20 protein-coding genes and 6 pseudogenes are annotated in these 23,050 nt (G+C 62.3%); 18 read left to right on the top strand and 8 right to left on the bottom strand.

Annotation, left to right across the window (positions count from 1 at the left end; genetic code table 11):
• Positions 1-30 precede the first annotated feature (30 nt).
• Positions 31-1,545: a winged helix-turn-helix domain-containing protein gene (locus tag B0G77_RS26845; protein ID WP_133664341.1), complete on the bottom strand. Its 1,515-nt coding sequence runs from the start codon at positions 1,543-1,545 to the stop codon at positions 31-33.
• 83 nt (positions 1,546-1,628) lie between these two features.
• Between B0G77_RS26845 and B0G77_RS44565 the strand changes: the two genes are divergently transcribed.
• The 7 genes and pseudogenes from B0G77_RS44565 to B0G77_RS26810 form a co-directional block, all read left to right on the top strand.
• The gene (locus tag B0G77_RS44565; protein ID WP_243751224.1) at positions 1,629-1,910 is read left to right on the top strand and encodes a hypothetical protein; all 282 of its coding nucleotides are present in this window, start codon (positions 1,629-1,631) and stop codon (positions 1,908-1,910) included.
• A gap of 8 nt (positions 1,911-1,918) precedes the next feature.
• The gene (locus B0G77_RS26840; RefSeq protein WP_243751223.1) at positions 1,919-2,881 is read left to right on the top strand and encodes a site-specific integrase; all 963 of its coding nucleotides are present in this window, start codon (positions 1,919-1,921) and stop codon (positions 2,879-2,881) included.
• Entirely contained in the window at positions 2,878-3,855 is a 978-nt protein-coding gene (locus B0G77_RS26835; RefSeq protein ID WP_133665034.1) for a tyrosine-type recombinase/integrase, read from the top strand. Before B0G77_RS26840 ends, B0G77_RS26835 begins: the two co-directional genes overlap by 4 nt.
• Positions 3,848-4,716, top strand: a pseudogene (locus tag B0G77_RS26830) (tyrosine-type recombinase/integrase). Before B0G77_RS26835 ends, B0G77_RS26830 begins: the two are co-directional and overlap by 8 nt.
• 456 nt (positions 4,717-5,172) lie before the next feature.
• Complete coding sequence (locus B0G77_RS26820) at positions 5,173-5,751, top strand: malonic semialdehyde reductase (RefSeq protein ID WP_133665033.1); 579 nt, start codon at positions 5,173-5,175, stop codon at positions 5,749-5,751.
• Positions 5,752-6,194: 443 nt separating this feature from the next.
• Positions 6,195-7,361, top strand: coding sequence for a porin (locus B0G77_RS26815; RefSeq protein ID WP_133665032.1), 1,167 nt, complete (start codon positions 6,195-6,197; stop codon positions 7,359-7,361).
• Between the two features lie 191 nt (positions 7,362-7,552).
• Positions 7,553-7,936: pseudogene (locus tag B0G77_RS26810) on the top strand (ABC transporter substrate-binding protein); the annotation flags it as partial.
• A 195-nt stretch (positions 7,937-8,131) separates the two neighbouring features.
• Here B0G77_RS26810 and B0G77_RS26805 read toward each other — a convergent pair.
• From B0G77_RS26805 to B0G77_RS26795, 3 genes and pseudogenes are all read right to left on the bottom strand, one after another.
• Positions 8,132-8,302 (bottom strand): hypothetical protein, encoded by a 171-nt coding sequence (locus B0G77_RS26805; RefSeq protein WP_243751222.1) that lies wholly within the window; start codon positions 8,300-8,302, stop codon positions 8,132-8,134.
• 344 nt (positions 8,303-8,646) lie between these two features.
• A pseudogene (locus B0G77_RS26800) lies at positions 8,647-8,739 on the bottom strand (LysR family transcriptional regulator); the annotation flags it as partial.
• 16 nt (positions 8,740-8,755) lie between these two features.
• The gene (locus B0G77_RS26795; RefSeq protein ID WP_133665031.1) at positions 8,756-9,640 is read right to left on the bottom strand and encodes a LysR family transcriptional regulator; all 885 of its coding nucleotides are present in this window, start codon (positions 9,638-9,640) and stop codon (positions 8,756-8,758) included.
• A 218-nt stretch (positions 9,641-9,858) separates the two neighbouring features.
• Between B0G77_RS26795 and B0G77_RS26790 the strand changes: the two genes are divergently transcribed.
• From B0G77_RS26790 to B0G77_RS26750, 10 genes and pseudogenes are all read left to right on the top strand, one after another.
• The gene (locus tag B0G77_RS26790; RefSeq protein WP_133665030.1) at positions 9,859-10,605 is read left to right on the top strand and encodes an SDR family oxidoreductase; all 747 of its coding nucleotides are present in this window, start codon (positions 9,859-9,861) and stop codon (positions 10,603-10,605) included.
• Positions 10,606-10,662: 57 nt separating this feature from the next.
• Positions 10,663-11,808: an alkene reductase gene (locus B0G77_RS26785; RefSeq protein WP_133665029.1), complete on the top strand. Its 1,146-nt coding sequence runs from the start codon at positions 10,663-10,665 to the stop codon at positions 11,806-11,808.
• Between the two features lie 16 nt (positions 11,809-11,824).
• Positions 11,825-12,223, top strand: coding sequence for a DUF427 domain-containing protein (locus B0G77_RS26780; RefSeq protein WP_133665028.1), 399 nt, complete (start codon positions 11,825-11,827; stop codon positions 12,221-12,223).
• A gap of 9 nt (positions 12,224-12,232) precedes the next feature.
• Positions 12,233-12,502, top strand: a complete 270-nt coding sequence (locus tag B0G77_RS26775; protein ID WP_133665027.1) for an SDR family oxidoreductase — start codon at positions 12,233-12,235, stop codon at positions 12,500-12,502.
• Between the two features lie 209 nt (positions 12,503-12,711).
• A complete protein-coding gene (locus B0G77_RS26770) occupies positions 12,712-13,578 on the top strand; it encodes an alpha/beta hydrolase (protein ID WP_133665026.1) in 867 nt (288 codons plus the stop codon).
• A 34-nt stretch (positions 13,579-13,612) separates the two neighbouring features.
• On the top strand, positions 13,613-14,359 hold the full coding sequence (locus B0G77_RS26765; protein ID WP_133665025.1) for an SDR family oxidoreductase: 747 nt from the start codon (positions 13,613-13,615) through the stop codon (positions 14,357-14,359).
• Complete coding sequence (locus B0G77_RS26760; RefSeq protein WP_133665024.1) at positions 14,359-15,558, top strand: MFS transporter; 1,200 nt, start codon at positions 14,359-14,361, stop codon at positions 15,556-15,558. The genes B0G77_RS26765 and B0G77_RS26760 overlap by 1 nt, the downstream gene beginning before the upstream one ends.
• A gap of 228 nt (positions 15,559-15,786) precedes the next feature.
• The gene (locus B0G77_RS26755) at positions 15,787-16,533 is read left to right on the top strand and encodes a glucose 1-dehydrogenase (RefSeq protein WP_133665023.1); all 747 of its coding nucleotides are present in this window, start codon (positions 15,787-15,789) and stop codon (positions 16,531-16,533) included.
• A gap of 60 nt (positions 16,534-16,593) precedes the next feature.
• Positions 16,594-16,797: pseudogene (locus B0G77_RS44560) on the top strand (glutathione S-transferase N-terminal domain-containing protein); the annotation flags it as partial.
• Positions 16,745-17,032: a glutathione binding-like protein gene (locus B0G77_RS26750; RefSeq protein WP_347814207.1), complete on the top strand. Its 288-nt coding sequence runs from the start codon at positions 16,745-16,747 to the stop codon at positions 17,030-17,032. The pseudogene B0G77_RS44560 and the gene B0G77_RS26750, both read left to right, overlap by 53 nt.
• Positions 17,033-17,327: 295 nt before the next feature.
• Here the strand turns inward: B0G77_RS26750 and B0G77_RS26745 are convergent, their stop codons facing one another.
• The 4 genes and pseudogenes from B0G77_RS26745 to B0G77_RS26730 form a co-directional block, all read right to left on the bottom strand.
• Positions 17,328-20,777 (bottom strand): hypothetical protein, encoded by a 3,450-nt coding sequence (locus B0G77_RS26745; protein ID WP_208116498.1) that lies wholly within the window; start codon positions 20,775-20,777, stop codon positions 17,328-17,330.
• A gap of 227 nt (positions 20,778-21,004) precedes the next feature.
• Positions 21,005-21,376 (bottom strand): annotated as a pseudogene (locus B0G77_RS26740) (aldehyde dehydrogenase family protein); the annotation flags it as partial.
• A pseudogene (locus B0G77_RS26735) lies at positions 21,376-21,543 on the bottom strand (LysR family transcriptional regulator); the annotation flags it as partial. The pseudogenes B0G77_RS26735 and B0G77_RS26740, both read right to left, overlap by 1 nt.
• Before the next feature lie 110 nt (positions 21,544-21,653).
• A complete protein-coding gene (locus tag B0G77_RS26730) occupies positions 21,654-21,986 on the bottom strand; it encodes a transposase (protein WP_133665021.1) in 333 nt (110 codons plus the stop codon).
• A 204-nt stretch (positions 21,987-22,190) separates the two neighbouring features.
• Here B0G77_RS26730 and B0G77_RS26725 point away from each other — a divergent pair, with 204 nt between their 5' ends.
• Entirely contained in the window at positions 22,191-22,778 is a 588-nt protein-coding gene (locus tag B0G77_RS26725; RefSeq protein WP_133666879.1) for a YSC84-related protein, read from the top strand.
• Positions 22,779-23,050 lie beyond the last annotated feature (272 nt).

Genomic DNA, 23,050 nt, shown 5'->3' with positions numbered 1-23,050 from the left:
AGTTAAGTCTTCGCGATTTGTGAGAAGACTTCAGTGTGCTGCGGCCAGAATTGGAACGATGTTGAAACGGGTGAGAGAACAGGCAGCAGCGATGGCGGCGCGGCCCAGACGCGTGAGGTAGTAGCGGTAGGTATGGGCCACCTTCTTGATCAAGCCGAGTGTGCGCAGTCGCGAGAGCTGTCGGGACAGCACCGGGGCGCTCATGTCCACATGCCTGGCCAGATCGGCACGGCGCAGGCCATGCACGTTGAACTCGCCGCGCTGCAAGGCACGCAGCAGTGCTTGCTCGCCGCCGTTGAAGAAGTTGAGTCCTTTGACCCTGCGCTCATTACTGCCCACGCGGGACTGGCTCAAACGTTGAAGGTCGCGCTCACCTGCGCTGGGGTCATCCAGACTCGACAAAAACGCGAGGTAGCGCTGGTTGCAGCCCAGCATGATCTCGCGCAGGTCGAACAGGCTGTAGATGGTTTTCCTCAACGCTGCGAGTTCGTAGGTGCTTTGGCCATTCCTGTGTTCCACCTTGCGGTGGTGTTTGAAGAAGCTCACGTCGTTGATGGTGGTTTCTATCCGCAACACATGGGAGAACTTGTCGTAAACCTTGACGCTGGCAACGCCCATATGGTGCTTGATGCAGCGTCCCTCGATGCGGGTGGACAGCCGCGAGCCGATCTCCTGCGCCAATTGCGGCGTGACCTTCTTGCCCAGGAAGCCGGCTACTTTCCCGGCGTGCGCGGCCAGCACCGCCTGACGCGACAGCACGTCGTACAGCGGCACCAGCGTCTGTTGGCTGCGGAACATCAGGTCAGTGGAATACTCGGCCTGCCGCAGGCTCCAGTGGTAGGTCTGGCCGAACACGTCGAGCACCGGGCACAGCCACTGCGCGTAGCGGTCCAGTCGCTCATGCAGCATATCGGGGCTCAGCGCGTCGGCGATGGCCTGTGCACGGTCCATATCGGCAATGCGCAAAAAGGCGTTGTCGGCCTGCACGAACCCGATGCCCTCGCGCTTGAGCGCACGGGCCACGGCGCCGTGGCCATTGCAGTAGAACTGCAAGCCGAACGGTGCCCAGGTCGGGACCCTGAGGTAGCACAGCCCGAGTTCGTCATCGATGAAGTAGAAGTAGTAGTGCAGACACTTGCCCGTCTCGGGGCGCAGGTAGGTCTTGCCGCTGCTCTTGTCGTGCCACGGCTTGTAGCTCGGGCAGGCCTCCATCGCCGAGATGACGTGCACCAGCCCGGGTGCATCGCCACGCCCCTGCAGCACGCGTGCCACCAGATCTTCCTTGCGGATGTGGCTCTTGTTGACGTGCTCAATCTCGATGCCGGCGGCAGCGCAGACCTCTTGCGCGCGCACACGGATGCGTTCGCGCAGCGGTTCGGCGAACCTGGCGTAGTCGAATAGGCGAATGCCGTTGGCGTTCAGAAAACTCGTCATGCCCGCTGCGTAGCACGCGCCGGGCAGCGTGCCCGTGATCAGGATTCGGTCAAAGCACGACAGCACGCCGTACAGATTCGCCGCGTAACGCTCAATCAGATCGGCCTTCATGGTTCACTTCGGCATCGGCTGGCTATATGGCTACGCATCGTACTACCTGTTTGGTTCCGGCTCGTCCGGCTTAGGAGACTGCCATGGCGAACACCCGATCGCTTCAACTCACCGGTTTCGACTGGCTCGCCAACGGACCGCTTGCTCCGCACATTGATGCATTCAAGCGGTACCTGACCGAGCGCGGCCACGCTACGACCACGTTCACCAACTGCTTGGGCAGCGTGCCCACTTTGGTCAATGGCTGCACGGTCACCGTCTGCGCGTTGCGCAGATTGATGAGGCTGTTGTTGCGGAGTTCCTCGACGATCATCTTCCTCGATGCAGGTGCACAGGTCCGGTTCAGCGCGATCGACGCAATCTGAGCGCTGCCTTGGGCCATCTGCTGATTGTGTTGCGCGCCCAAGGTGCTGTGAACCCGCCGAGGTTGCACAGAACTCCGGTTGATGAGGAACTGCTCCGTTACGACGAGTACATGGGCCATGTGCGTGGTCTGGCGCCCAAGACCCGGAGCACGGGTTTGCGAATCGTGGGGCGACTGCTGGCTTCGCGCTTCGGCGACGGCGCCATCGACATCACGGCAGTCAAACCCGATCATGTCCGGCGCTTCTTCGCGAAACAGTCCAGGCTATACAGCAAGCCGGCGAACGCCGGTACGGTGGTCGCAGCCTTGCGCGGGTACTTTCGATATCGCGCGTCGCTTGGTGACGTGGTGCACGGACTGATCGGCGCGCTTTCGTATCCAGCCAACTGGCAGTTAGCATCACTTCCGCAGGCACTGACCGCCGAGGAAGTCGAGCAACTGGTCGCCTCGCTCGGCAAACCGGGACGCTCGCTGCGGCGCGCCGACGCTATCGTGCGCTGCGCCCTGGATCTCGGGCTTCGCAGTGGTGAGATTGCCCGGCTCAGCCTCGAAGACATTGACTGGCGCGCCGGAACGCTCACGCTGCGTCATACCAAGGGCCGCCGCGATGATGTACTGCCCTTGCCGGCAACGACCGGCAAGGCCATCGCGGCGTACCTGAAGTACGAACGTCCGAAGACATGTAACCGCGCGGTCTTCGTCCGCCACGTGGCACCACGCGATCAGCCCGTCGGCCCCGACTGCGTCCGCAAGGCCATCCGTCAGACCTTTGCGCGCGCGGGCTTGCCCTACACGCGATCGCACCTGCTGCGACACACGATGGCCAATCGTCTATTGGCAAGCGGCTCCTCCCTCAAGGAGGTGGCCGATGTTCTGCGCCACCGCTCCCTGAATACCACGTTGATTTACGCCAAACTCGACAGCCGGAAGCTTGTCGAGGTGGCCTTGCCGTGGCCGGGGAGCGCAGCATGAGCACCAGCACCTCCCTGCAACGATTCGTTGAGCACTATCTGACTGAGCGTCGCCGATTGGGCTTCGCCTTGCGCAGTGAAGGCTATGCCCTACGCAGCTTCGCGCGTCATGTACAGGCCGTCGATCACCGCGGAGCATTGAACGAGGAAGTCATGACCGACTGGGCTCGACGCGATAGCCACGCCAGCGAAGATCCGCGCACGTGGGCGCGCCGGCTGAAGCGGTTGCGCTCCTTCACGCGTTGGCTGCAGCAGTTCGAGCCACGCACCGAAGTGCCCGACGAGGCGATCTTCGGTCGGCTGCCGGAACGGCAGGCTCCACACATCTACAACGAACGCGAGATCGTTGATTTGCTGGCCGCCGCGCGGCGACTGGGACCGGCTCCAGGCTTGCGGGGCGTCGTCTACGAAACGCTGTTCGGTCTGCTTGCCAGTACTGGCCTACGGATCTCGGAAGCGCTGGCTCTGCGCAACTACGATGTTGATCTGAGACGCGGCATGCTCACCGTCGAGCGGACCAAGTTCGCCAAGTCTCGTCAGGTACCCATGCACCCGAGCACAGTTGAAGCGTTGCGTCGCTATCGCTGGATGCGCGATCTCGCCGGTGCGTCAGCGCAGGACGATGCTCCGTTCTTCGTCGGCACGCGTGGGCAACGACGTGGATTGCCACTGAACACGCACCACGTGGAACGCGTCTTCGCGGCCCTGCGCAAGCAATTGGGCTGGCGCAATCGCGGTACTCACCATGCCCCGCGCATCCACGACCTGAGGCACACCTTCATCGTGCGCCGCATCGTGCTGTGGCAAGCACAGGGCATCGACATCGATCAGTCGATGTTGTCGCTATCGACCTACGTCGGACACGCCATGGTTACCAACACCTACTGGTACCTCTCGGCAGTGCCCGAGCTGATGTCGTTGGCTGCACAGCGCTTTGCGTCATTCAGTTTACAGACGGAGGCTCCAGATGCGTAATGCCGCCGCACCGAAATCACCGTCGTTTGCAGCGCTGGTCCAGACGTTCTTCACCGAATATCTTGTTGCCCAGCGTGCGGTCAGTCCGCGTACGGTGGCCTGCTACCGCGATGCGCTGATGCTGTTCCTGGACTTTGCCAGTCGCAAGCTGGGTAAGGCGCCGACCACCTTACGGCTGACCGACATCCAGCCAGAGATAATTCTGGCGTTCCTGGACCATCTGGAGCACGAGCGCAGTTCCTGACGCGAGAGGAGATGGTTGCGGTGCTGAGGCAAACAGGTGCGACCTGGACCTCGCAACGCGACCACTTGCTGCTGGCGTTGCTTTACAACACAGGCGCACGGGTGTCGGAAATCATCGGCGTGCGTGTGAGCGATGTCGTCCTCGACAGTGCTGCCTGCGTCCATTTACGCGGCAAGGGTCGCAAGCAGCGATCGGTGCCGTTGTGGAAGACCACGGGGCAAGAAATTCGCGCATGGCTACGTCTGAATCCCGGACTCCGTGACGGGGCCGCCTTACTGCCCAATCGTGACGGGCAGGCGATGTCCAGGTCTAACGTCGCGCAGCGTCTGGCACTCGCTGTCGCCCGGGCATCCGCTCAGGAGCCCAGCCTGCTGAAGAAGCACGTTTCGCCTCACACGGTTCGCCACACCGTGGCAATGCATCTGCTGCAGTCGGGCGTGCCGTTTAACGTCATCGCGCTTTGGCTTGGTCACGAGAGCACTACCACCACTCACCGTTACGTCGAGGCTGACCTCGCAATGAAAGAGAAAGCACTTGCACGACTGGAACCGCCCGAGACCACCATGCGTCGGTTCCGCGCGCCAGACTCACTCATGCGGTTCCTGAGCACGCTGTAACTATGTGCAGACGGTGCCGACCTGAATCCCCACCGAATCTAGGCCGCCGCCGTCAACCTGATGGCACGTGCGCATAGTTTCGACCTGAACATGGGGCTCGCAAGTACTCGTTCACTGGCAACGGTACCTGACATTCGCGGCTACGACGGCGCGAATGGCGACAAAGCGCCTATGATCTGTCTCTCAGTGGCCGGCACGTCAACGTCAGCCAGGGCCGAACTGTGCTCATAGGCTATCAGGCAGGTTTCCGATGCGGACTGGCCTTGGCATCCATGGACCGAACGCGCTGTACACCGTCCGGGAACATGTACTGGCGGCAGCGTCAAACGCCAATGTGGCTGCGGTGGCGAGTGGCGGCCATCCTCAGTTCATCTTCACCTACGACTTCTTCTCGGCGTTCGCCCGGATGGGCGGACAGAATCACCAACTTCGAGTTTTCGGGAATGACAGGGCTTTATGAAGAATCCACTGAGCGATGCCGGCCTCGATCTTCTGTTTCGCGAGGCGCGCACCTACAACGGATGGCTGGAAGGACCTGTCTCGCACGAAAACTCTGCGCCAGCTTTACGACCTGCCGAGGCGGGCCCCGACGAGCGCCAACTGCAACCCGATGCGCGTAGTGTTCCTGCGTACGAAGGAAAGGCCCGGCTGAGACCGGCGCTCGCCCCCGGCAATGTCGACAAGGTCATGAGCGCCCCGGTCACCGCCATCATTGCATATGACCTCAATTTCTACGAGAAGCTGCCTGTGCTGTTTCCGCATAACCCCGGCATGCTTGACCACTTCGCGCATTCACCCGAACTCGTCGAGACGACGGCAAAGCGCAACTCGAGCTTGCAGGGCACTTATCTGATCCTGGCCGCGCGGGCACTGGGACTCGGTTGCGGTCCGATGTCGGGATTCGACAACGCCAAGGTCGACGAGGCGTTCTTTGGAGCAGGCAAGAGCGACGAGGGCAGCGACCAGGAGTTTTTCCCGGAAGGACATATCAAGTCGAATTTCCTTTGCAATCTTCGATACGGAGACGACTCGTGACTCTTTCCGCGCGGACCGTGGCTTGAGTTCGAGCAGGCCTGCACGCTCAAGTGAGTGAAGTTGTTTCCGAAACGTGCTGGCATCGTCGGCGGTCTCCAGGTACGTCTGACGCCGGCGACGTGGGCAGAGCGTCCATTCTGGAGCGCGGTGGCACTGATCCCGCCACGAGCGAGATGCATAGGCGGGGCGTTTGACGCATCGACGGTGGCCAGTTCAACGCGATGCGACGTCGTTGCTTGAATGCAACGCGTAAGCCCCCGCTCAAAAATTGGGGGTCAACACCGCAGCGCTTTGTCACTCGCATCGAGCCGGAACTATTGCAAATTTGTGAACGGGAAGAAATAGACATTGTGTCGTCGCGGACACGAGATCGTCAGATTTCTGCTTCTATACTCGCGACACTATTTTTCCCCCATTTGCATTACAACGCACTGGAGTTGTTAATGAAAAAGATCTCTATCGCCGTCGCCGTCTCCGGTGCACTCGCCGCATCGGCCGTCCATGCGCAGAGCTCGGTCACGCTTTATGGCTTGATTGATGCCGGTCTGATGTACACGAACAACGTCGTCAAGGGCACCTCGCACGGTGCGCTGTTCCAGGCAACGAGCGGCAACATCAACGGCAGCCGGTTCGGTCTGCGCGGCGCCGAGGACCTCGGTGGCGGTCTGAAGGCCATCTTCGTGCTGGAAAACGGTTTCAACGTGCAGAACGGCAACCTCGGCCAGCACAGCCGCCTGTTTGGTCGCCAGGCCTATGTGGGCCTGAGCAGCAACGAGTTCGGTACGGTGACGCTGGGCCGCCAGTATGATTCGCTGGTCGACTTCGTCGCGCCGCTGTCCGCCACGGCTGGGACGTTCGGCGACACCGGCTTTGCGCACCCGTTCGACAACGACAACCTGAACCACTCGCTGCGGATGAGCAACGCGGTCAAGTACACGAGCAACAACTACTCAGGCCTGAAGTTCGGCGGCCTCTACGCGTTCTCGAACAGCACCCAGTTTGCAGTCAACCGTGCCTACAGCGCCGGCGCGAGCTTCAACTATGGCCCGTTCAACGTGGCCGCCGGCTACCTGCAGATCAACGGCTCGAACAGCGCCACGAACACCGGCGGCGCAGTTGACGTGCTGGAATCTACTGCGAACGGTACGGGCGGCTTCCTGGTCGGGGCGGACGTTCAGCGCGTGATCGGTGCGGGCCTGAACTATGCCTTCGGCCCGGCGCTGATCGGCTTCGTGTATACGAACAGCCATTTCCAGGGCACGAACTCGTTCAACCTGAACAACGGTTCGCAGCGCTTCGACAACTATGAACTGAACTTCAAATACACGCTGACACCGGCGGTCACGCTCGGCATCGCGGACACGTACACCGATGGCCATCTGTCAGGTGCGACTGTTGCGGGCAAGACTCCGTTCGCCACGGATCCGAAGTTCAATCAGGTCAATGTGCAGGCCGTCTACGCGTTTTCGAAGCGCACGGACGTGTACGCCGAAGGCATGTATCAGCGCGCCATCGGCCAGAACTATGTCGCCTTCATTAATACCGCGGGTGGCGCGTCGTCGACGGGCAACCAGGTGGTCGGTACCGTGGGACTGCGCACCCGCTTCTAAGGAAACGTCTGAAGCGTAACGGGTTGCGCCCTGCCTCCAAGGCGCAACAGAAATGCGTCGGGTGTGGTCTTCGAATAGATATGATGCAACCAGGGTCAGCAGCCCCGATATCACACCCGTCACGGCCGCCTCGGCAACAGGGATGCCATAGTGATTCGAATGGTGGCAGGCATCGCCCAACCTCGTCAGCAAGCGGTGGCATCGCCGATAGCATCTTCATCAGTGTCGCAGGGGATGCCGCCGAAGGCGCAATGGCGTGGGAATACGGACGGCCTGTCGAGTCGCTCCCTCAGGGAAAAGCATTTGCGGAAAAATTCAAGAAGAGATTTGGCGCAGACACCTTGACTTATGCACCATTCGCGTACGACTGTGCCTGGTTGGCTATCAACGCGATGAAACAGGCGAATTCGGCAAAGCCCGAGGTGTTTATGCCTGCGCTGCGAACAACCCAGTACGACGGCATCACGGGGAAGATCGTGTTCGATTCGTACGGAGACTTGAAACACCCGACCTCAACGCTCTATCAGGTTAAAGGCGCGAGGTGGATGCCTGTGACGACCATAGGCGCCGAGTGACCTGGTGAGCGGATGAGCACGTTCCCGGCGCCGGCACTATCCGCTTCTACAGCGACGCGAACAGTTGTCTCATCGCTGCAGGCCACTGGAAGAACTCGACACCCACGGATACAGATACAAGCCAACTGTGTATGCCGTGTCGCCGGACACGCGCCATTCGGGTCGTGGTGAGCAGCGACCGCCTGTCAGAACCAATCAGTCAGGCAGAAGCGTGACCGTTGCCATCGGATGATGAATATTGCTTGCCATGCCGATGTGATAATCGAGGTGAAAGTGCTGCTCGAAGCTGAACTTCGAAAAGCGGGCTGCGCTGAGCACGAGACCCGGCACATCGGGGGCTTGTTGATACTCGACAGCATCAGCCATTGAAAGAAGGAACGGTTTGCCTCGCTAGAAAGCTCCGAGTATACAAGCCCCACCTTTGGCATGTCGCGCCAGGTTCGTATTGGCAGTCTTGGACCGAGGCGATGAGGCGGCGGCCAGCTTTCTCGCAAGTAGTCTGGACGGCAGCTTGCACCCATAGGGAGGAACCTCCGCTTAAGTCGAACGACCGGTTCCCGAGGCGGAGCAGCCAATTGGGCGCGTCGGCGCTGGTATGGCGAACGGCGGAAAATGGCCAACACGTTCTTCGCACCTATCCCGTTCTGGAATGAGCCCTATCCCGTTCCGCCCGTTCCCGCGCTTGTTGCGAATGGATACATTGCACAGTGAGGCTGGCCGATATCCAGATGTCGAGCCGCAGCCGAAAACGAACCGGTATCGACGACACGGATGAAGATTTCGATCGCTGCGAGGCGGTCCATCGCGATTCTCCCTCACTCAGTTGGTGGCGATCAGCTCATCCGCTCTCGACAGAAACATCTTCAGCACGGGCGATGCATTTGAGCGACTGTAGCCGATCGCGAGATCGATGGTCGGCGCCTCGCCTTCCAGCGGCCGGCTCACCACCGACCACGGCAGCAGATTGTTCGCGTACTCCGGCATCAGCGACAGCCCGCGCGTCGAAGCGACGAGCGACATGGCCATCGCAAGATTGTCGACTCCATGCTCGGGCTTCGGGTCGAGCCCGTTCTCGTGCAGATAGCGCGCGACTACATCGTGCAGTACGCGCGCCTTGTTCGACGCCATCACAAACGTCTCGCCTTGCAGGTCTGACGGGTGAATGGCTTGCTTCGCCGTCAGCCGATGATCGCTCGGCATCAGCACGACAAGTTTCTCGCGATAGACGACGCGGTAGTCGAGATCCAGCCCCGGCTCGGTGCGCACGAACGCAAGGTCGAGCTTGCCGCGCGCCACGGCGTCGGCGAGATCGGGCGAATAGCCGCTCGACACCGTCACGTCGATCTTCGGCAACTCGTCGCGCAACACCTGCATCGCCCGGGGCAGCCAGGTCATTTCCTGGCCCGTCAGAAAGCCGAGTGCGAAGATCTGCTTCGCGGGACGCGCCGCACGGCGCGCCGCTTCGATCGCGGCGTCGACCTGCGCGAGCGCAAGCCGCGCATGGTCGAGAAACGCCTTGCCGGACGCAGTCAACTCGACGCCGCGCGCACTGCGGCTGAACAGTTCCGCGCGAACTTCGTCCTCGAGATCGCGGATCTGCCGGCTCAGCGATGGCTGCGACGTATGCAGCCGCTGCTCGGCGGCGACGGTGAGGCTGCCCGTTTCCGCGACGGCAATGAAATAGCGCAGATGACGTAGCTCCATGCTTTCTCCTGTTTTGCCCCGTAGGTTCGCCCGCTTTCCGCGCCATGCTTCCAAGGCATGCCAGCAAGCCTACAAAGTCTTTTTCCGTTACGCAAGCAAAGGCTAGATTCGGTGCCAGCAGTCACATCGAGCACCACGAAAGCCGGCAGCACAGCTTCGCAGTCGTAGCTGCCTGCTATCGCTGAACGGCTCGTCGATCAACCCTACGGAGCTTCGCCATGAATGACCTCGCAGGAAAAACCGCGCTCGTCACGGGCGCATCTCGCGGCATCGGCCGCGCCATCGCGCTCGCCCTCGGCCACGCCGGCGCGCAGGTGCTCGTGCACTACAGCAGCAACGAAGCGGCCGCCGATTCGGCCGTCGCCGACATCATCGCAAGCGGTGGCCACGCACAGAAAATCGTCGCGGATCTAAGCACCGCCGACGGCCCGCTTACGCTCGCCCGACGCGTGCGTGCCGTCGTCGGCGGACGGCTGGATGTGCTCGTCGCGAATGCGGGCATCGCCACCGCTGCGAGCATCGAAGATACGACCGTTGAAGACTTCGACGACCTCTTTGCCGTCAACGTGCGCGCGCCATACTTCCTCGTCCAGCAGCTTCTGCCGATGCTGTGCAAAGGCAGCAGCGTCGTGCTGCTTTCGTCGCTGGCGGCGCGCGCGTCGGTTGGCGAACTGGCCGCGTACGCAGCGACCAAAGGCGCAGTCGATACGCTCGTGAGCCATTTCGCCTCCGCGCTCGGCGAGCGCGGCGTGCGCGTGAATGGCGTCGCGCCCGGCGTCGTCGCGACCGACATGTCGAGCTTCGTCACAACCGACGAAGGCCGCGATTACGCGCTGAACCTGCAGGCCTTGAAGCGCGTCGCGCAGCCTGAGGACATCGCCGGCGCGGTGACCTTTCTTGCTTCCGACAGGGCGAACTGGATCACGGGCGACACGCTGCGCGTCGACGGCGGATCGAAGCTCTGAGCCATCACGCGACAACCGTAACGGATTCGCTCCATGCCAATCGATAAGGTATCGAGAATGACTGACACAAATCTCAAATTGCTCTCGCCGACGACGGCAGGACGCCTGCAGCTGTCACATCGCGTCGTACACGCACCGATGACGCGCCTGCGCTCCAATCCCGACGACAGCCCGAGCGCGATGATGGTCGAGTACTACCGGCAGCGCGCATCGCAACGCGGCATGCTGATCACCGAACGCGCGCATCCTTCGTACGACAGCCGTGGCTATCTCGGCGCGCCGGGCATCTACACAGACGAGCACGTCGAGGCGTGGAAGGAGATCACCGACGCCGTTCACGCGAAAGGCGCGCACATCTTCATGCAGATCGCGCACGACGGCCGTCAGTCGCACGTCGATCTGAGCTGGGGCAACGCGCCCATTGCGCCCTCTGTCGTGCCGTACGAAACCACCGTGTTCACGCAGAACGGCTGGGTGCCGAACTCGCCGCATCGCGAACTGGAGATCGGCGAAATCCCGGCCATCGTCGAGTCGTTCCGTCGCGCGGCGGAGCGCGCGAAAGCAGCGGGTTTCGACGGCGTCGAACTGCACAACGCGAACGGCTATCTCGCCGATACGTTCCTGCAGGACGGCACGAACAAACGCACGGACGCTTATGGCGGCACGCTCAAAAAGCGCGCGCGCTTCTCGCTGGAACTGGTGGATGCGTTCGCGTCCGTGTGGGGCGCGGATCGCGTGGGTGTGCGCGTATCGCCGAGCGGCCGCTGGGGCGCAATCTCCGACAGCAATCCCGAAGCGACCTTCGGCCATTTCGCCGCGCGGCTGAACGGATATGGCCTCGCGTATCTGCATGTCATCGAACCGCGCGTGATGGGGACGGAAACGCTTGACGAAGGCCAGGCACCCGTTGCGTCGTCGTTCCTGCGCAAGGTGTTCGACGGGCCGATCATCGCTGCCGGCGGTTTCGATCGCGCAGGCGCAGAGCAGATTTTGCAAAGCGGCGATGCCGATCTCGTCGCATTCGGCCGCTGGTTTTCGTCGAACCCGGATTTGCCAGAGCGCCTGCGCCGCAACCTGCCACTCACGCCGTATCGGCGCGACGCTTTTTGGGGCGGCGACGAACGCGCCTATACCGACTTTTCCGTCTACGACGACGCGCGCAGCGATGCTTCCGTCGAACCGTCGACACATGAAGCTGCCTGATTCAAGGAGTCAAATCATGTCCACCAGCAACGCGCCGAACACGGCGAAAACCGTGAAGATTCCCGGCTCCGATCATCCGATCACGATCGAGCGCAGTCCTTCGCGCGTCGTGGTCAAGGTCGCAGGCCGCGCGATCGCCGACACGCGCGACGCGCTGACATTGCTTGAAGCGCACTATCCGCGCGTGTTCTACATCCCGAGAAAAGATGTCGACATGGCGCTGCTCGAACGCACCGGCCATTCGACGTACTGCCCCTACAAAGGCGATGCCGCGTACTTCTCGATCCCGTCGGGTGGCGAGCGCGCTGTCAATGCGATCTGGACTTACGAGTCGCCCTATGCCGCCGTCGAGCCGATCCGCGATCACCTCGCGTTCTATGCCGACCGTGTCGATTCGATCGAAGAACACGCATAAGGAACCGACATGAACGAACAGCCAGTGGTGCTCGTCACGGGCGCATTGAGCAGCATCGGTCGCGCGACCGCTCTCGTCTTCGCGCGCTCGAAGGCCAGCGTCGTGATGCTCGACAGGCTTACGCAGACGTCCGAGCGCAAGGCCGCGTTTCTCGACACCGTGCCGCTCAAACGCGCCGGCACGCCCGAGGAAATCGCCCAAGCGATCGTGTACGTGGCGTCGGCCAGCTTCATGACGGGCGAAGTGCTGCGCGTGAACGGCGGCCGGACGGCGTCGTGAGGCATGCCTCGGGGCCATGCCTCTCAGGCATGCCGCACAGCCTATAAAGTCTTTTTCCTCGCGGTTCGACGCGCCTACATTACCTCTCAGGACGGCGTTGCGTGAAGCGAAGACGGGTCGTGCCGACTCAGCAAGACCTGGCCGCCTCATGCGTTTCAGCTATACCGCGCCGCATGACCTTCAATCGTTTCTGAAAGGACAAAACTGCCATGACCCACCATACCCACCAGACTGCGCCGACCCAGTTCGTCGAAGCCAATGGCATCCGCTTCGCGTATCGCCGCTTCGGCAATCCCGGCGGCGTGCCGCTCGTGATGAACATCCACTTCACGGGCACGATGGATCACTGGGACCCTGCCGTCACCGACGGTCTCGCGCAAAACCGCGAAGTGATCCTGTTCAACAACGCCGGCATTTCGAGTAGCTCGGGCACCGTACCGGAGTCGATCGAAGAGATGGCCGCCAATGCCGCCGCGTTCATCGAAGCGCTCGGGCTCAAGCAGGTCGACGTCCTCGGCTTTTCGATGGGCGGACTGATCGCACAGGAACTCGCGATCGCGAAGCCTCAGCTGGTGCGCCGCGTCATTCTCGTCGGCACGGGCCCGCGCAGCGGCGAAGGCATGGCGACGCTCACACCGGAAGCACAAGAGATATTCGGCGCTTCGTATGCGCATCCCGACGACCTGTGGTTGCGTGTGCACTTCGCGCCCTCGGAAGCGAGCCAGGCGGCGGGCCGTGGTTTTGTCGAACGGTTCCGTCTGCGCGCCGAAAACCGCGATCCCGAAGCCGACGATACGGTCGCGCCCGCGCAACTTGCCGCGCTCACGAAGTGGGGCGCGCCGCGCGAGAACCCGTATGACTACCTCGACGCGCTGAAGCAGCCGACGCTCGTCGTCAACGGCGACAACGACGTGATCATCTACGCGATCAATTCGTGGCACTTGCAGCAGCACATTCCCAACGCGCAACTGATCCTCTATCCGGATGCCAATCACGGCTCGCTGTACCAGTACCCGGAGCGCTTCGTCGCGCACGTCGATCAGTTCCTCCTGGAAGCGGACGCGCCTCAGGCGTAACACCCTCTCATACGACATCAAACGGAATTTCATCATGACCAACCTGACAGGCAAAACCGCGCTCGTGACGGGCGCATCCCGTGGCATCGGCCGCGCCACGGCTATCGCGCTCGCCAAAGCGGGCGCGCGCGTGCTGGTCCACTACAGCAACGCCGAGCAGGCCGCCGACTCGGTCGTCGCGACAATCCGCGCAGCAGGCGGGCAGGCCGACAAGGTCGCCGCCGATCTGCGCGACGCGCACGGGCAGCATGAACTGGCGAAGCGCGTGCGCTCGCTGACAGGCGAGCGGCTCGATATTCTCGTCGCGAACGCGGGCATCTCGAAGGCCGCGCCGATCGAAGAAACGACGGTCGAGGACTTCGACAACCAGTTCGCCGTCAATGTACGCGCGCCGTTCTTCCTCGTGCAGCAATTGCTGCCCGTGCTAGGCGACGGCAGCAGCGTCGTGTTGCTGTCGTCGCTCGCGGCACGCGCGTCCGTGAACAATCTGTCTGCGTACCGAGCGACCAAAGGCGCCGTCGACACACTCGTGCGCCACTTTGCGTCCGCGCTCGGCGAGCGTGGCATCCGCGTCAACGCGATCGCGCCGGGCGTCGTCGAAACGGACATGTCGAACTTCGCGAAGACGGACGCGGGCCGCGATTTCACGCTGGGCATGCAGGCGCTCAAACGCGTCGCGCAGCCTGACGATATCGCGGGCGCCGCCGTGTTCCTCGCCTCCGACGACGCGCGCTGGGTAACCGGCGATACGTTGCGCGTCGACGGCGGATCACAGCTCTGATGCGCTCACGCTCGCGTGCCGCCTTCTGGATCGAGGCGTGCGTGATGGTTCAGACGTTGTGGACGAGCGCGGCGCCCGCAATGAGCTACGCCTGGTATGCGCGCGCCTGGCACGCGAGCAACGCGACGATCTCCGCGATCTTCGCCGAGTACCCTGTCGTCGTCGCGCTCACGCTGTTGGCGCTCGGCGGCATGTCCGACGCGATCGGGCGACGCTCGACCGTGCTGCTCGGTCGAGCGGCATCGATTGTCGGCGTAACTGCGTTCGCAGTGGCCGGGAGCGTCGGCGCGCTGTTCGTCGGGCGGCTTTTCACGGGACTGGGCGTCGGGCTGGCGGCAGGTCCGGCCTCGGCGGCGGTGCTCGATGACACGCCCGCAGGCGACCGCGCGTTTGCGAGCGCAATCAACTCCACTGCGCAAGCTTCAGGGCTTGCCGCTGCCGCGATCGTCGGCGGCGCACTGATCGAGTACGCGTCCGATCCGGCGCACCGCACTTTCGAGGTGCTGCTGCTGTTGCTTGTCGTTCTGTTCGTCGTGTGCTGGCTGTATCTGCCGCGCGGCGCGCAGTTTGCGTCGACGGATCCTGGTCCGCGCGCTGCGCGTCTGCCAAGCGAGATGCGCGCGATCTTGCTGCGCGCCGCGCCCTCCGTGATGACCGCGTTCGTCGTCGGCACCGTGATGCTCTCGCTGGGCGCGCAGATCGCACGTGATCTCATACGCTCGCAAAACATGCTGATCAATGGCGCGGTGATTGCGTCGTTTGCGATCGTCTGGGGCGTGACCAGTCTTCTCTTCAAGCGTCTGCCTGCTCTCGCCGCAATTCGTGCAGGCGGTAGCACCGCAGCCGTATCGATGCTGTTGCTCGCACTCGCCGCGCGCGTTCATTCGTTGCCGCTCCTGATCGTCTCCGTCATCGCGGCGGGCATTGGGTACGCGCTGCTCTTCATGGGCGGCCTCGCGCTGGTCAGCGATCGCATCGATCATCGGCACAGGGCCTTGTCGCTATCGACTCTCTATTTCGCAGGCTACGCGATGCAGGCGATCACCGCTCTTGCGCTCGGCATTGCGGCGTCCCGCGTCGGACTGCGCGATGCCGTCACCTATGGCGCAATCGCGATAGTCGTAGCGTGCGTGATGACCGCAGCAGGCTCGGGAGCGTTCGGAACATCTCGCAGCGACCGCGGCGGGCAAGCTGTCTGAACGAGCAGTTGCCCACACCATCGCTACGCATGCGTGCTTCTCGCGGCGTGCCCGATGTGCTGAAAAACGCGCCGGGCCTTCGTCCGCAAGACATGCCTGGCAGGCATGCCATCCAGCCTGGAAAGTCTTTTTCATGGCGGCAAGAGACGCCTAAAGTTAGCTCAGTCATGCTCACCGAGCAGCGTGACACAACCAACGTGTCGTGAACCCAACTCACAGGAGCCTCAAATGAACCAACCCGTCGTTCTCATCACTGGCGCCCTTACGGGCATTGGCCGCGCAACCGCCTTTGCGTTCGCCCGTTCAGGCGCGCGGCTCGTCGTATCGGGCCGCCGTGTAGCCGAAGGCGCCGCGCTTGAAGCCGAACTTCGCGAAGCCGGCGCCGAAGCGCTCTTCGTACAGGCTGACGTGCGCCGCGACGAAGAAGTCCGCAACCTGGTGGATCAAACCGTCGCGCGCTATGGCCGGCTGGATGTGGCCGTCAACAACGCCGGCACCGAAGGTCGGCCTGGGCCCGTCGTCGAGCAGACCGCCGATAGTTATGCCGACACGTTCGACACTAACGTCCTCGGAACGCTGCTGAGTCTCAAGCATGAACTGCGGGTGATGACTGCGCAGAAGGCCGGCAGCATCGTCAACATCTCGTCGACTTACGGTCACGAAGGCGCTGCGTTCGCATCGGTCTATGCAGGCAGCAAGCACGCCGTCGAAGGCATCACGAAATCGGCCGCGCTTGAAGTTGCGTCGACGGGTGTTCGGGTCAACGCCGTCGCACCGGGACCGACCGATACGGGAATGCTGGACCGCTTCACCAGCACGCCCGAAAACAAGGCAGCGCTCGCCGCCTCGGTACCGCTCGCGCGCATCGGCAAGCCCGACGACATCGCCGCGGCGGTGCTCTATCTCTCTGCCGATGGCGCCGCGTTCATCACAGGTCAGATCCTGACTGTCGACGGCGGCAAGACGGCAGGTTAAAGCGAACTGACATGCTCGCCTGCATGCTCACTGCTTCGCGGGCGACTCAAATCTTCTTATATGGAAATGGACCCGTACATGAATACCGATCTCACGCTTTACGAATCCAAGGCTTCCCCCAACGCTCGCCGGGTTCGAATTTTTCTTGCCGAGAAGGGCATCGAGATTCCGACGAAAGCAGTGGACCTCGGCGCGAAAGAGCAATTTTCCGATGTGTATGCTGCAATCAATCCGCGCCGGCAGGTTCCGACACTTGTATTGGAAAACGGCACGGCGATCGGTGAAGTCCTTGCAATCTGGCGCTACATCGACGAAACGCGACGAACGTCTGAAGACGGTGCCTTTCGTGGCAGGCGACGAGTTCTCGGCGGCCGATATCACAACGCTGGTGACCATCGACTTTGCGGCAGGCGGCATGAAGATGAGCGTTCCCGCGGAATTCGATGCACTGCAAGCGTGGTACGACAAGGTGTCGAATCGCCCTGCTTCGAAGGCATAACGGACCAAGGCACTGAAGGCGATGCCCGATGTTTGGACATCGCTACGTTGGCTGCAAAGTCCGCTTCAAACCCTCGAAAGTGAAAGTCCCGCAATCGCGGTTCGGAACACCGTGACCGGCGGGATCCTATGTTCGTCGTCCACCGCCGCTTATCCCGGCGTCCGGTTCCCGAGTGGAACAGCCAATTGAGTGTCCTGGCGGCGCCCCCGTCGAACGGCCGAAAGTGGCAGAACCCGGTCCAACGATGGGGCTATCGACTCAAGAGACGGCCCCAAAGAGGACCTCCACCTCGGGCTCAATGGATGAACGGCGGTGGCGGGCTGTGCAGCACGATCTCCTCGGGACGGTGCGGCGCGTGCTTCTCGACGAATACGCTCGTCAGAATGCGCTCTGCCCAGGCGCGGTTCACGACCCTTTCGATTTCCGGCTCACGCGCGGCGAAACGTCGGGGGCCATCCTCCGTGTCCAATGCGAAACCGCAGAAGTCGCCGAAGCGGTCGTAGACAACGCTCGCCACTTTGCCCGTGAACGCCTCGCGCCGCTCCCCCGGCTCGCAGACAGGTCGCCCCGGCCTGTAGCCGCCGAGGGAGGGCGGGATGGCGCCGGGATCGCCGCCGATGCCCTGCAGGCGCCCCGCAATGAGGTCGACATAGCGCAGCAGCACGGGATACCACGGGCTCGCCTTCGGCCAGCCCTCGAGCCGCGCCTTCAGGATCGCCAGCGTCGTTTCCTCGGCCGGCCGCATGGCCGCGCCGGTGGAGACGGGAATCTTTACCTGGAAAGACCCGACAATGTAGCGCTCCCAGACTTGAGGCGCCGCAACCGCCTGAGCGGGCGCCGGCGCGTGCGCGTGACGCTCACCGCCCCTGGCTTTGCCGGAAGCCGCGATCTGCGGCCCGGGCGGCGGAGGCGGTGGCGCGGCGGGGCGCAGCCTTTTGTTCACGCGCCGCACCACGACGTTGAATTCCTGTCCCGTCCTGACCGTCAGCGGCAGATCGATGCTGAACAGTCCCGCATAGACCGCCGCCGCGCCCACGGGGATCGGCACGAAGGTGACGCCCTTCGCCGTTTTGAGCTCGATCGTATGCGGGTCGGCGGCGCGCAGCGGATGCACGCCGTACATCCAGTCGGCGAGCGCGATTACCTCGTCCGCCGAGACGCCCGGCCAGTAGATCTGCGCCGTCGAGCCCACCGGCGTGTCGCCCCAGAAGATCAACAGCTCGTCGGGCCGTCCCGCGAGCGCTCCCGTAGACGGCGGCGGCGCGCTTGGCTTGACCGCGAAGGTTTGGGGAACCCGGTGCGCGGAAGCGGGGCCGGGATTGTCCGAGGTGGTCACCTGCAGGTTGCGCTGCGCGAGCAACCCGCTGCCTTCCGGCGTCGGCGTCACGCCGTTGACGATTTCGATCGGCGTGCCCGCAAAGGCGATCTCCGCGACGAGACAATGATGCGTTCCCGGAAACGCCTGCCAGATCGGCGTGCTGTTGACGACGTTGCCGGGATCGTTGACGTCGAGATAGCTGCCGAAATAGGCCCATTGCGTATCGCCGGTCGCAATGGCGATGGTCTGATTGTTCGCGCCAGTGCCTGTGCTGCCGCCTGTCCTGTATTCGGGATCGTTGGGGTCGCTGAAATTGGGCTGCTGGCTAGTTGCGAAGAAGGGAATGGTGTGGTCGTCGGCAGGGGCCTTCGGCCAGATTGGATTGCCGCCGCCGTCCTTCTGGCTCGGATAGGTGGCGACCGGATCCCACCCGGTGTCGGCGGTCTGGGTTCCCCACAAGCGGAAGAACACTTTCACGTTCGCCGCGCTCGTTGTCCCAGCGATCCCCTTCAGGCGCACTCGGGCGACGGCGAAGCTGTAGTTGTTGTACGTGACGCCGTTGACGTTCGTAAACGGCGTCACCGAGGAATCGGCGTCGAGCTGGCCGTCCTGCTGCGGGATCACCCCGCTGGCGGGCGCGAACGGATCATTCGATCCCTCCTTGCCGAAATTCTGGTTGAGATAGATCAGCAGTGCCTTGATATATTTATAGGCACCTGCTGTGTCGAAGCCGCCGGCGGACGTGTTCTCGACGAACTGCGGCCCGCCCGGCACGGGGGTCTGCGCGGCGAGCGATGCGCCCGGCGTCGCCGTGAACACCCGGAGATCCTCGCTGAGCCAGGGCACGTTGAGCTGGGTCGGATTGGCGGGATCGGAGGGCACGACATTGGTGAAATAGGGCGCCGCGCCGGCCGTGAAGAAGAACTCCGTCGTCGCCGGAATTCCTTTGCCGAGCACGGTGATCCCGGAATTGACCGCCGCCGGCGTCTCGCCCGTCGCGGGAAAGGCGCCAAGCGGATTGGCGAACAACACATCGTAGGCGAACAGGATCTGCTGGGGAACGTTGCCGTTGTCGCTCTGATGGAAGATGTTCGGCAGCGTCGTCGACAGACCCGTCGTCACGCCCTGGAACGCGACAGTGGGAACCGACGGCGTCGTCGCGCCCAGCACGTTGAGGCTGAAGCCGTCGAGGGCGAGCAGGAAGCCGTCCGGATAGGTCCCGCCCTTGCCGATGACGTCGGTGATCTCGTCCTTGCCCCAGACGTTCTTGGCGCCGACGAAGCTAAGGCCGCCGAGCGGCCAGGGATCGTCAACGTTCGGCCCCGAAATGTTTGCGACCTGATCGGGCGGATAGGCGACGGCGAGCAGACTCGCGAAATAGGGAAACGGGTCGGAACTGTCACCCGTCAGACTGTTGTAAACGCCCTTCAGGCAAGAGCCGCCGATCACGTTGTTGCTGGAATCGACGCCCGGCGCAGCGGCAATGATCTGCGGGATCGAGGTGAACTGGAGCTGGTGAAACAGATAATAGAGGAACGCCATGCAGCAGCCGGTCGCCGGACCGTTGCCGGCCCACGGCTTGACGCTGCCGACATAGTCCTGTCGCGAACCGTAGTGCGTGCCCGTCGACGGTCCTCCGAACTGGCCGGTCGAATCAAATTCCGTCGAGGCTGGGTTGCTTGCCGCCAGCGAGGTGTTGAGCCAGGTCGATGGCGTGCCGTTCATAAACCAGGTCGTGCCCAGCCCTTGTGAAAGTTGGAACTGCACGGCCAGAAACAGCGAGAGCGCTTCGCCGCAGCTCTCCTCGTCGCCGACGCCGTTGGAGTAGCCCCAACCTTTGTGCTGCGCCTGCATGAAAACTTCAGACACTTCGGTGATGAACATCGAGCGCAAAAGCGTCGCGGGGTTGGTTCCCGCGTTCATGACCAATGGCCAGCCCCAGCTCGCGCTGTAACCGTTTTCGACGACGGCGGTCACCTGGACCGGGATTGGAAAGCTTCGGGCCTTGGTCATGTCGACGCCAGCGAACTGCGCCTGCAGCCAATCGAAATCGTTTTCGATGACCGGCTTGCCGCCCGCGCCGGCCGCGAGCAGCTGATTGATGCGCGCAGGCTCGACGCCTCCCGCCCCGCCGAGGCTCGGATCGTAGAAGAAGTTGAAGTGCGTCGTGACGCCGCCGGTGGTGAGGCCCGTCGTCACGCCCCAGGTGGCGAAAAGCGTCAGATTGGTGTTCTGGTTCGGGAACGTGTTGGGGCCGGGGGGGAAGATATTCCCGGCCCCGTCTTTCCAGTAGAAGAAAGGGCTGCTTCCCAGGCTCAGGCTGCCGGGCGACGCAACGGTAAAGGGGGCGCCAGGCGCGTAGTTGGTGTTGTCGACGGGGACCGATCCGCCCGTGTTGCCGTTTCCCTGGTAGATGACATTGGGCATGAGCTTACCTCCGGACGCCAATAAACGCATTGTCGATCGCATCGGACACGGCGTCCTCCTGTTTCAAGGTGCAACAGTTTGGGCGCGGGGAAAGTGGTTCCCGGTCTGGACCGAGTATAGGAATGACGAGCGACACAGCTTCCTTTTGAAACCACGCGATTCGCAGAGAAGCGTTGGCTGAACAGCAGAGCGTTAAAGCACCGGCTCTACGGAAGGGCCAAACGTCGTCAGTCACTCTCAGCGCCATCCCAGCACAGATACTTGACCTCGAGAAACTCATGGATGCCAGGATGCGAGCCTTCGCGCCCGAGTCCGCTTTGCTTCACCCCGCCGAACGGCGCGAGTTCGTTCGAAGTCAACCCGCAGTTGATGCCAAGCATCCCCGACTCGATACGGGCGGCCGCGCGCCAGATGCGTTGCGCGTCGCGGCTGTACAGGTAGGCGGCGAGTCCGAACTCGGTATCGTTGGCAATCGCGAACGCTTCTTCGTCCGCGTCGAAGCGCAATAGCGGCGCGGCAGGTCCGAACGTTTCTTCCCGCGCGATCTGCATCACAGGCGTGACGTTTCTGAGCACCGTCGGCTGGAAAAAGGAGCCTCCCCCTTGTGATGACGCGTCAGGAGGGTGGTGCTAAGTGTGTCTTCAGGCGCGCTGATGCGCTTACTCACAGCGGGGGCGGCAATGTGTTCACGCTCAGCAGCTGCTGCGATGCTTCCTTCCTCAACCACAGCGATAAACAGACTAAGGGAGACCGGATCGAGCTTCATAACAGCGCTAGTAGTTTAAGAGATGCCCCATATTACGGCATCTGAATCTCCAATCGTCAGTCTGGTGCGACCGTCGAGCGCCGTAGTCGCTGGTCCCGCGAAGGACCATGTCAATCGGTGAGGCACCGTGGCTGCACGGCAACAAGACGATATGGAATGCGAAGTATGGTTTTGATTTTCCATGATGAGTGGAGAGATACGCCGCCGTTCACCGTGGCCGGCAGCAAGGCACAGCCGTGCGCGTCGACATCGAGGCGTCCTTCCAGATACTGCTTGCGCCAGTCGAATACCTGATTGGCGTTCACCGCGTGACTGCGGGCAATCTCCACTACGGAACGTCCACTGGATAACGTCTCTTCGACGATCTCGCGGTTCTCGTCTGGCGTGCGCCGCCGACACTTGCGGGCGCCTTTTAATTCAGTGGATTCGGTCACTGTGTCCATGATTCCTTTATGGGCACAGTGATATTTGTGTCCATGATTCCTTTATGGGCACAGTGATATTTGTGCCACAGGGAAAGCATGGCGCAGCATCCATCAGGCGTCTACACGGTCACGGTCGGACAGTTACAAACAGAGCTATGGTATATAACCTTATTCAGCCGTTCCCGCAGCAGGAATTTAACCACGAACCACTTAGAGGTCGCTATTCAAAGGCGAAACTTCATACGGACGGGGGCCGCCGCGCTCGCGGTCACTGGTCTTTCATTCACGGTTTGGACAGCTTCGATGAGCCATGCTGTGGCCAGCGAGACTAACGCAGCGAAGCGGCGGTCAATCGACGCCAAGGTCCGGGGCACCATGTCGCGACTCTTCTCGACCGTCAAGGGTTCGCGGGAGCTTGTCGCAAAGGCGAATGGTGTGCTCGTGTTTCCCTCCGTACTTCAGGCCGGCTTCGTCGTGGGCGGTCAGTATGGCGAAGGCGCGTTGCTCGTAGGCGGGAAGCCGGTGGGCTACTACAGTACGGTATCTGGATCGTTCGGCTTCCAGGCGGGTGCCCAGTCGAAGGCCATCATCTTCCTGTTTATGACACGGGAAGCGCTCGACGGCTTTCGGAACTCCGACGGCTGGGCAGTCGGGGGCGAAGGATCGGTCGCGCTTGTGAAGGTAGGTGTGAACGGGGTGATCGATACGAATACGGCAACCGCGCCGGTCCAGGCGTTCGTGCTGACGAATGCCGGTCTGATGGGCGATGTTTCCCTCTCGGGTACCAAGGTCTCGCGTCTGAAAATCTGACGACGGAATTGGCACTGTGGTTTCGCGCGGTCGTCACTCGACTTTCCAGGGAACCAGTCAATTCTGACCGGAGGAGTCTGACGAGAGAGCTAAGACGCCACCCGGAGGTTCGCCGTAGCCAGAAACGCGCCGTACGCGTTTGTGAAGTTTGAAAGCGGACATTGCCGACCAACCGGAAATCTGTCGCGACCGCCGACCGGACTACTAGCCTGAGTAAGGGCGCTGCAGGGGATTTCCTTGAAGTCCCATTGCGATTCACTATGCGGCGCTGG

This window comes from Paraburkholderia sp. BL10I2N1 (assembly GCF_004361815.1).
GTDB lineage: Bacteria > Pseudomonadota > Gammaproteobacteria > Burkholderiales > Burkholderiaceae > Paraburkholderia.
The sequence above is the reverse complement of the archived record's forward strand: the minus strand, read 5'-3'. Positions and strand labels throughout refer to the sequence as shown.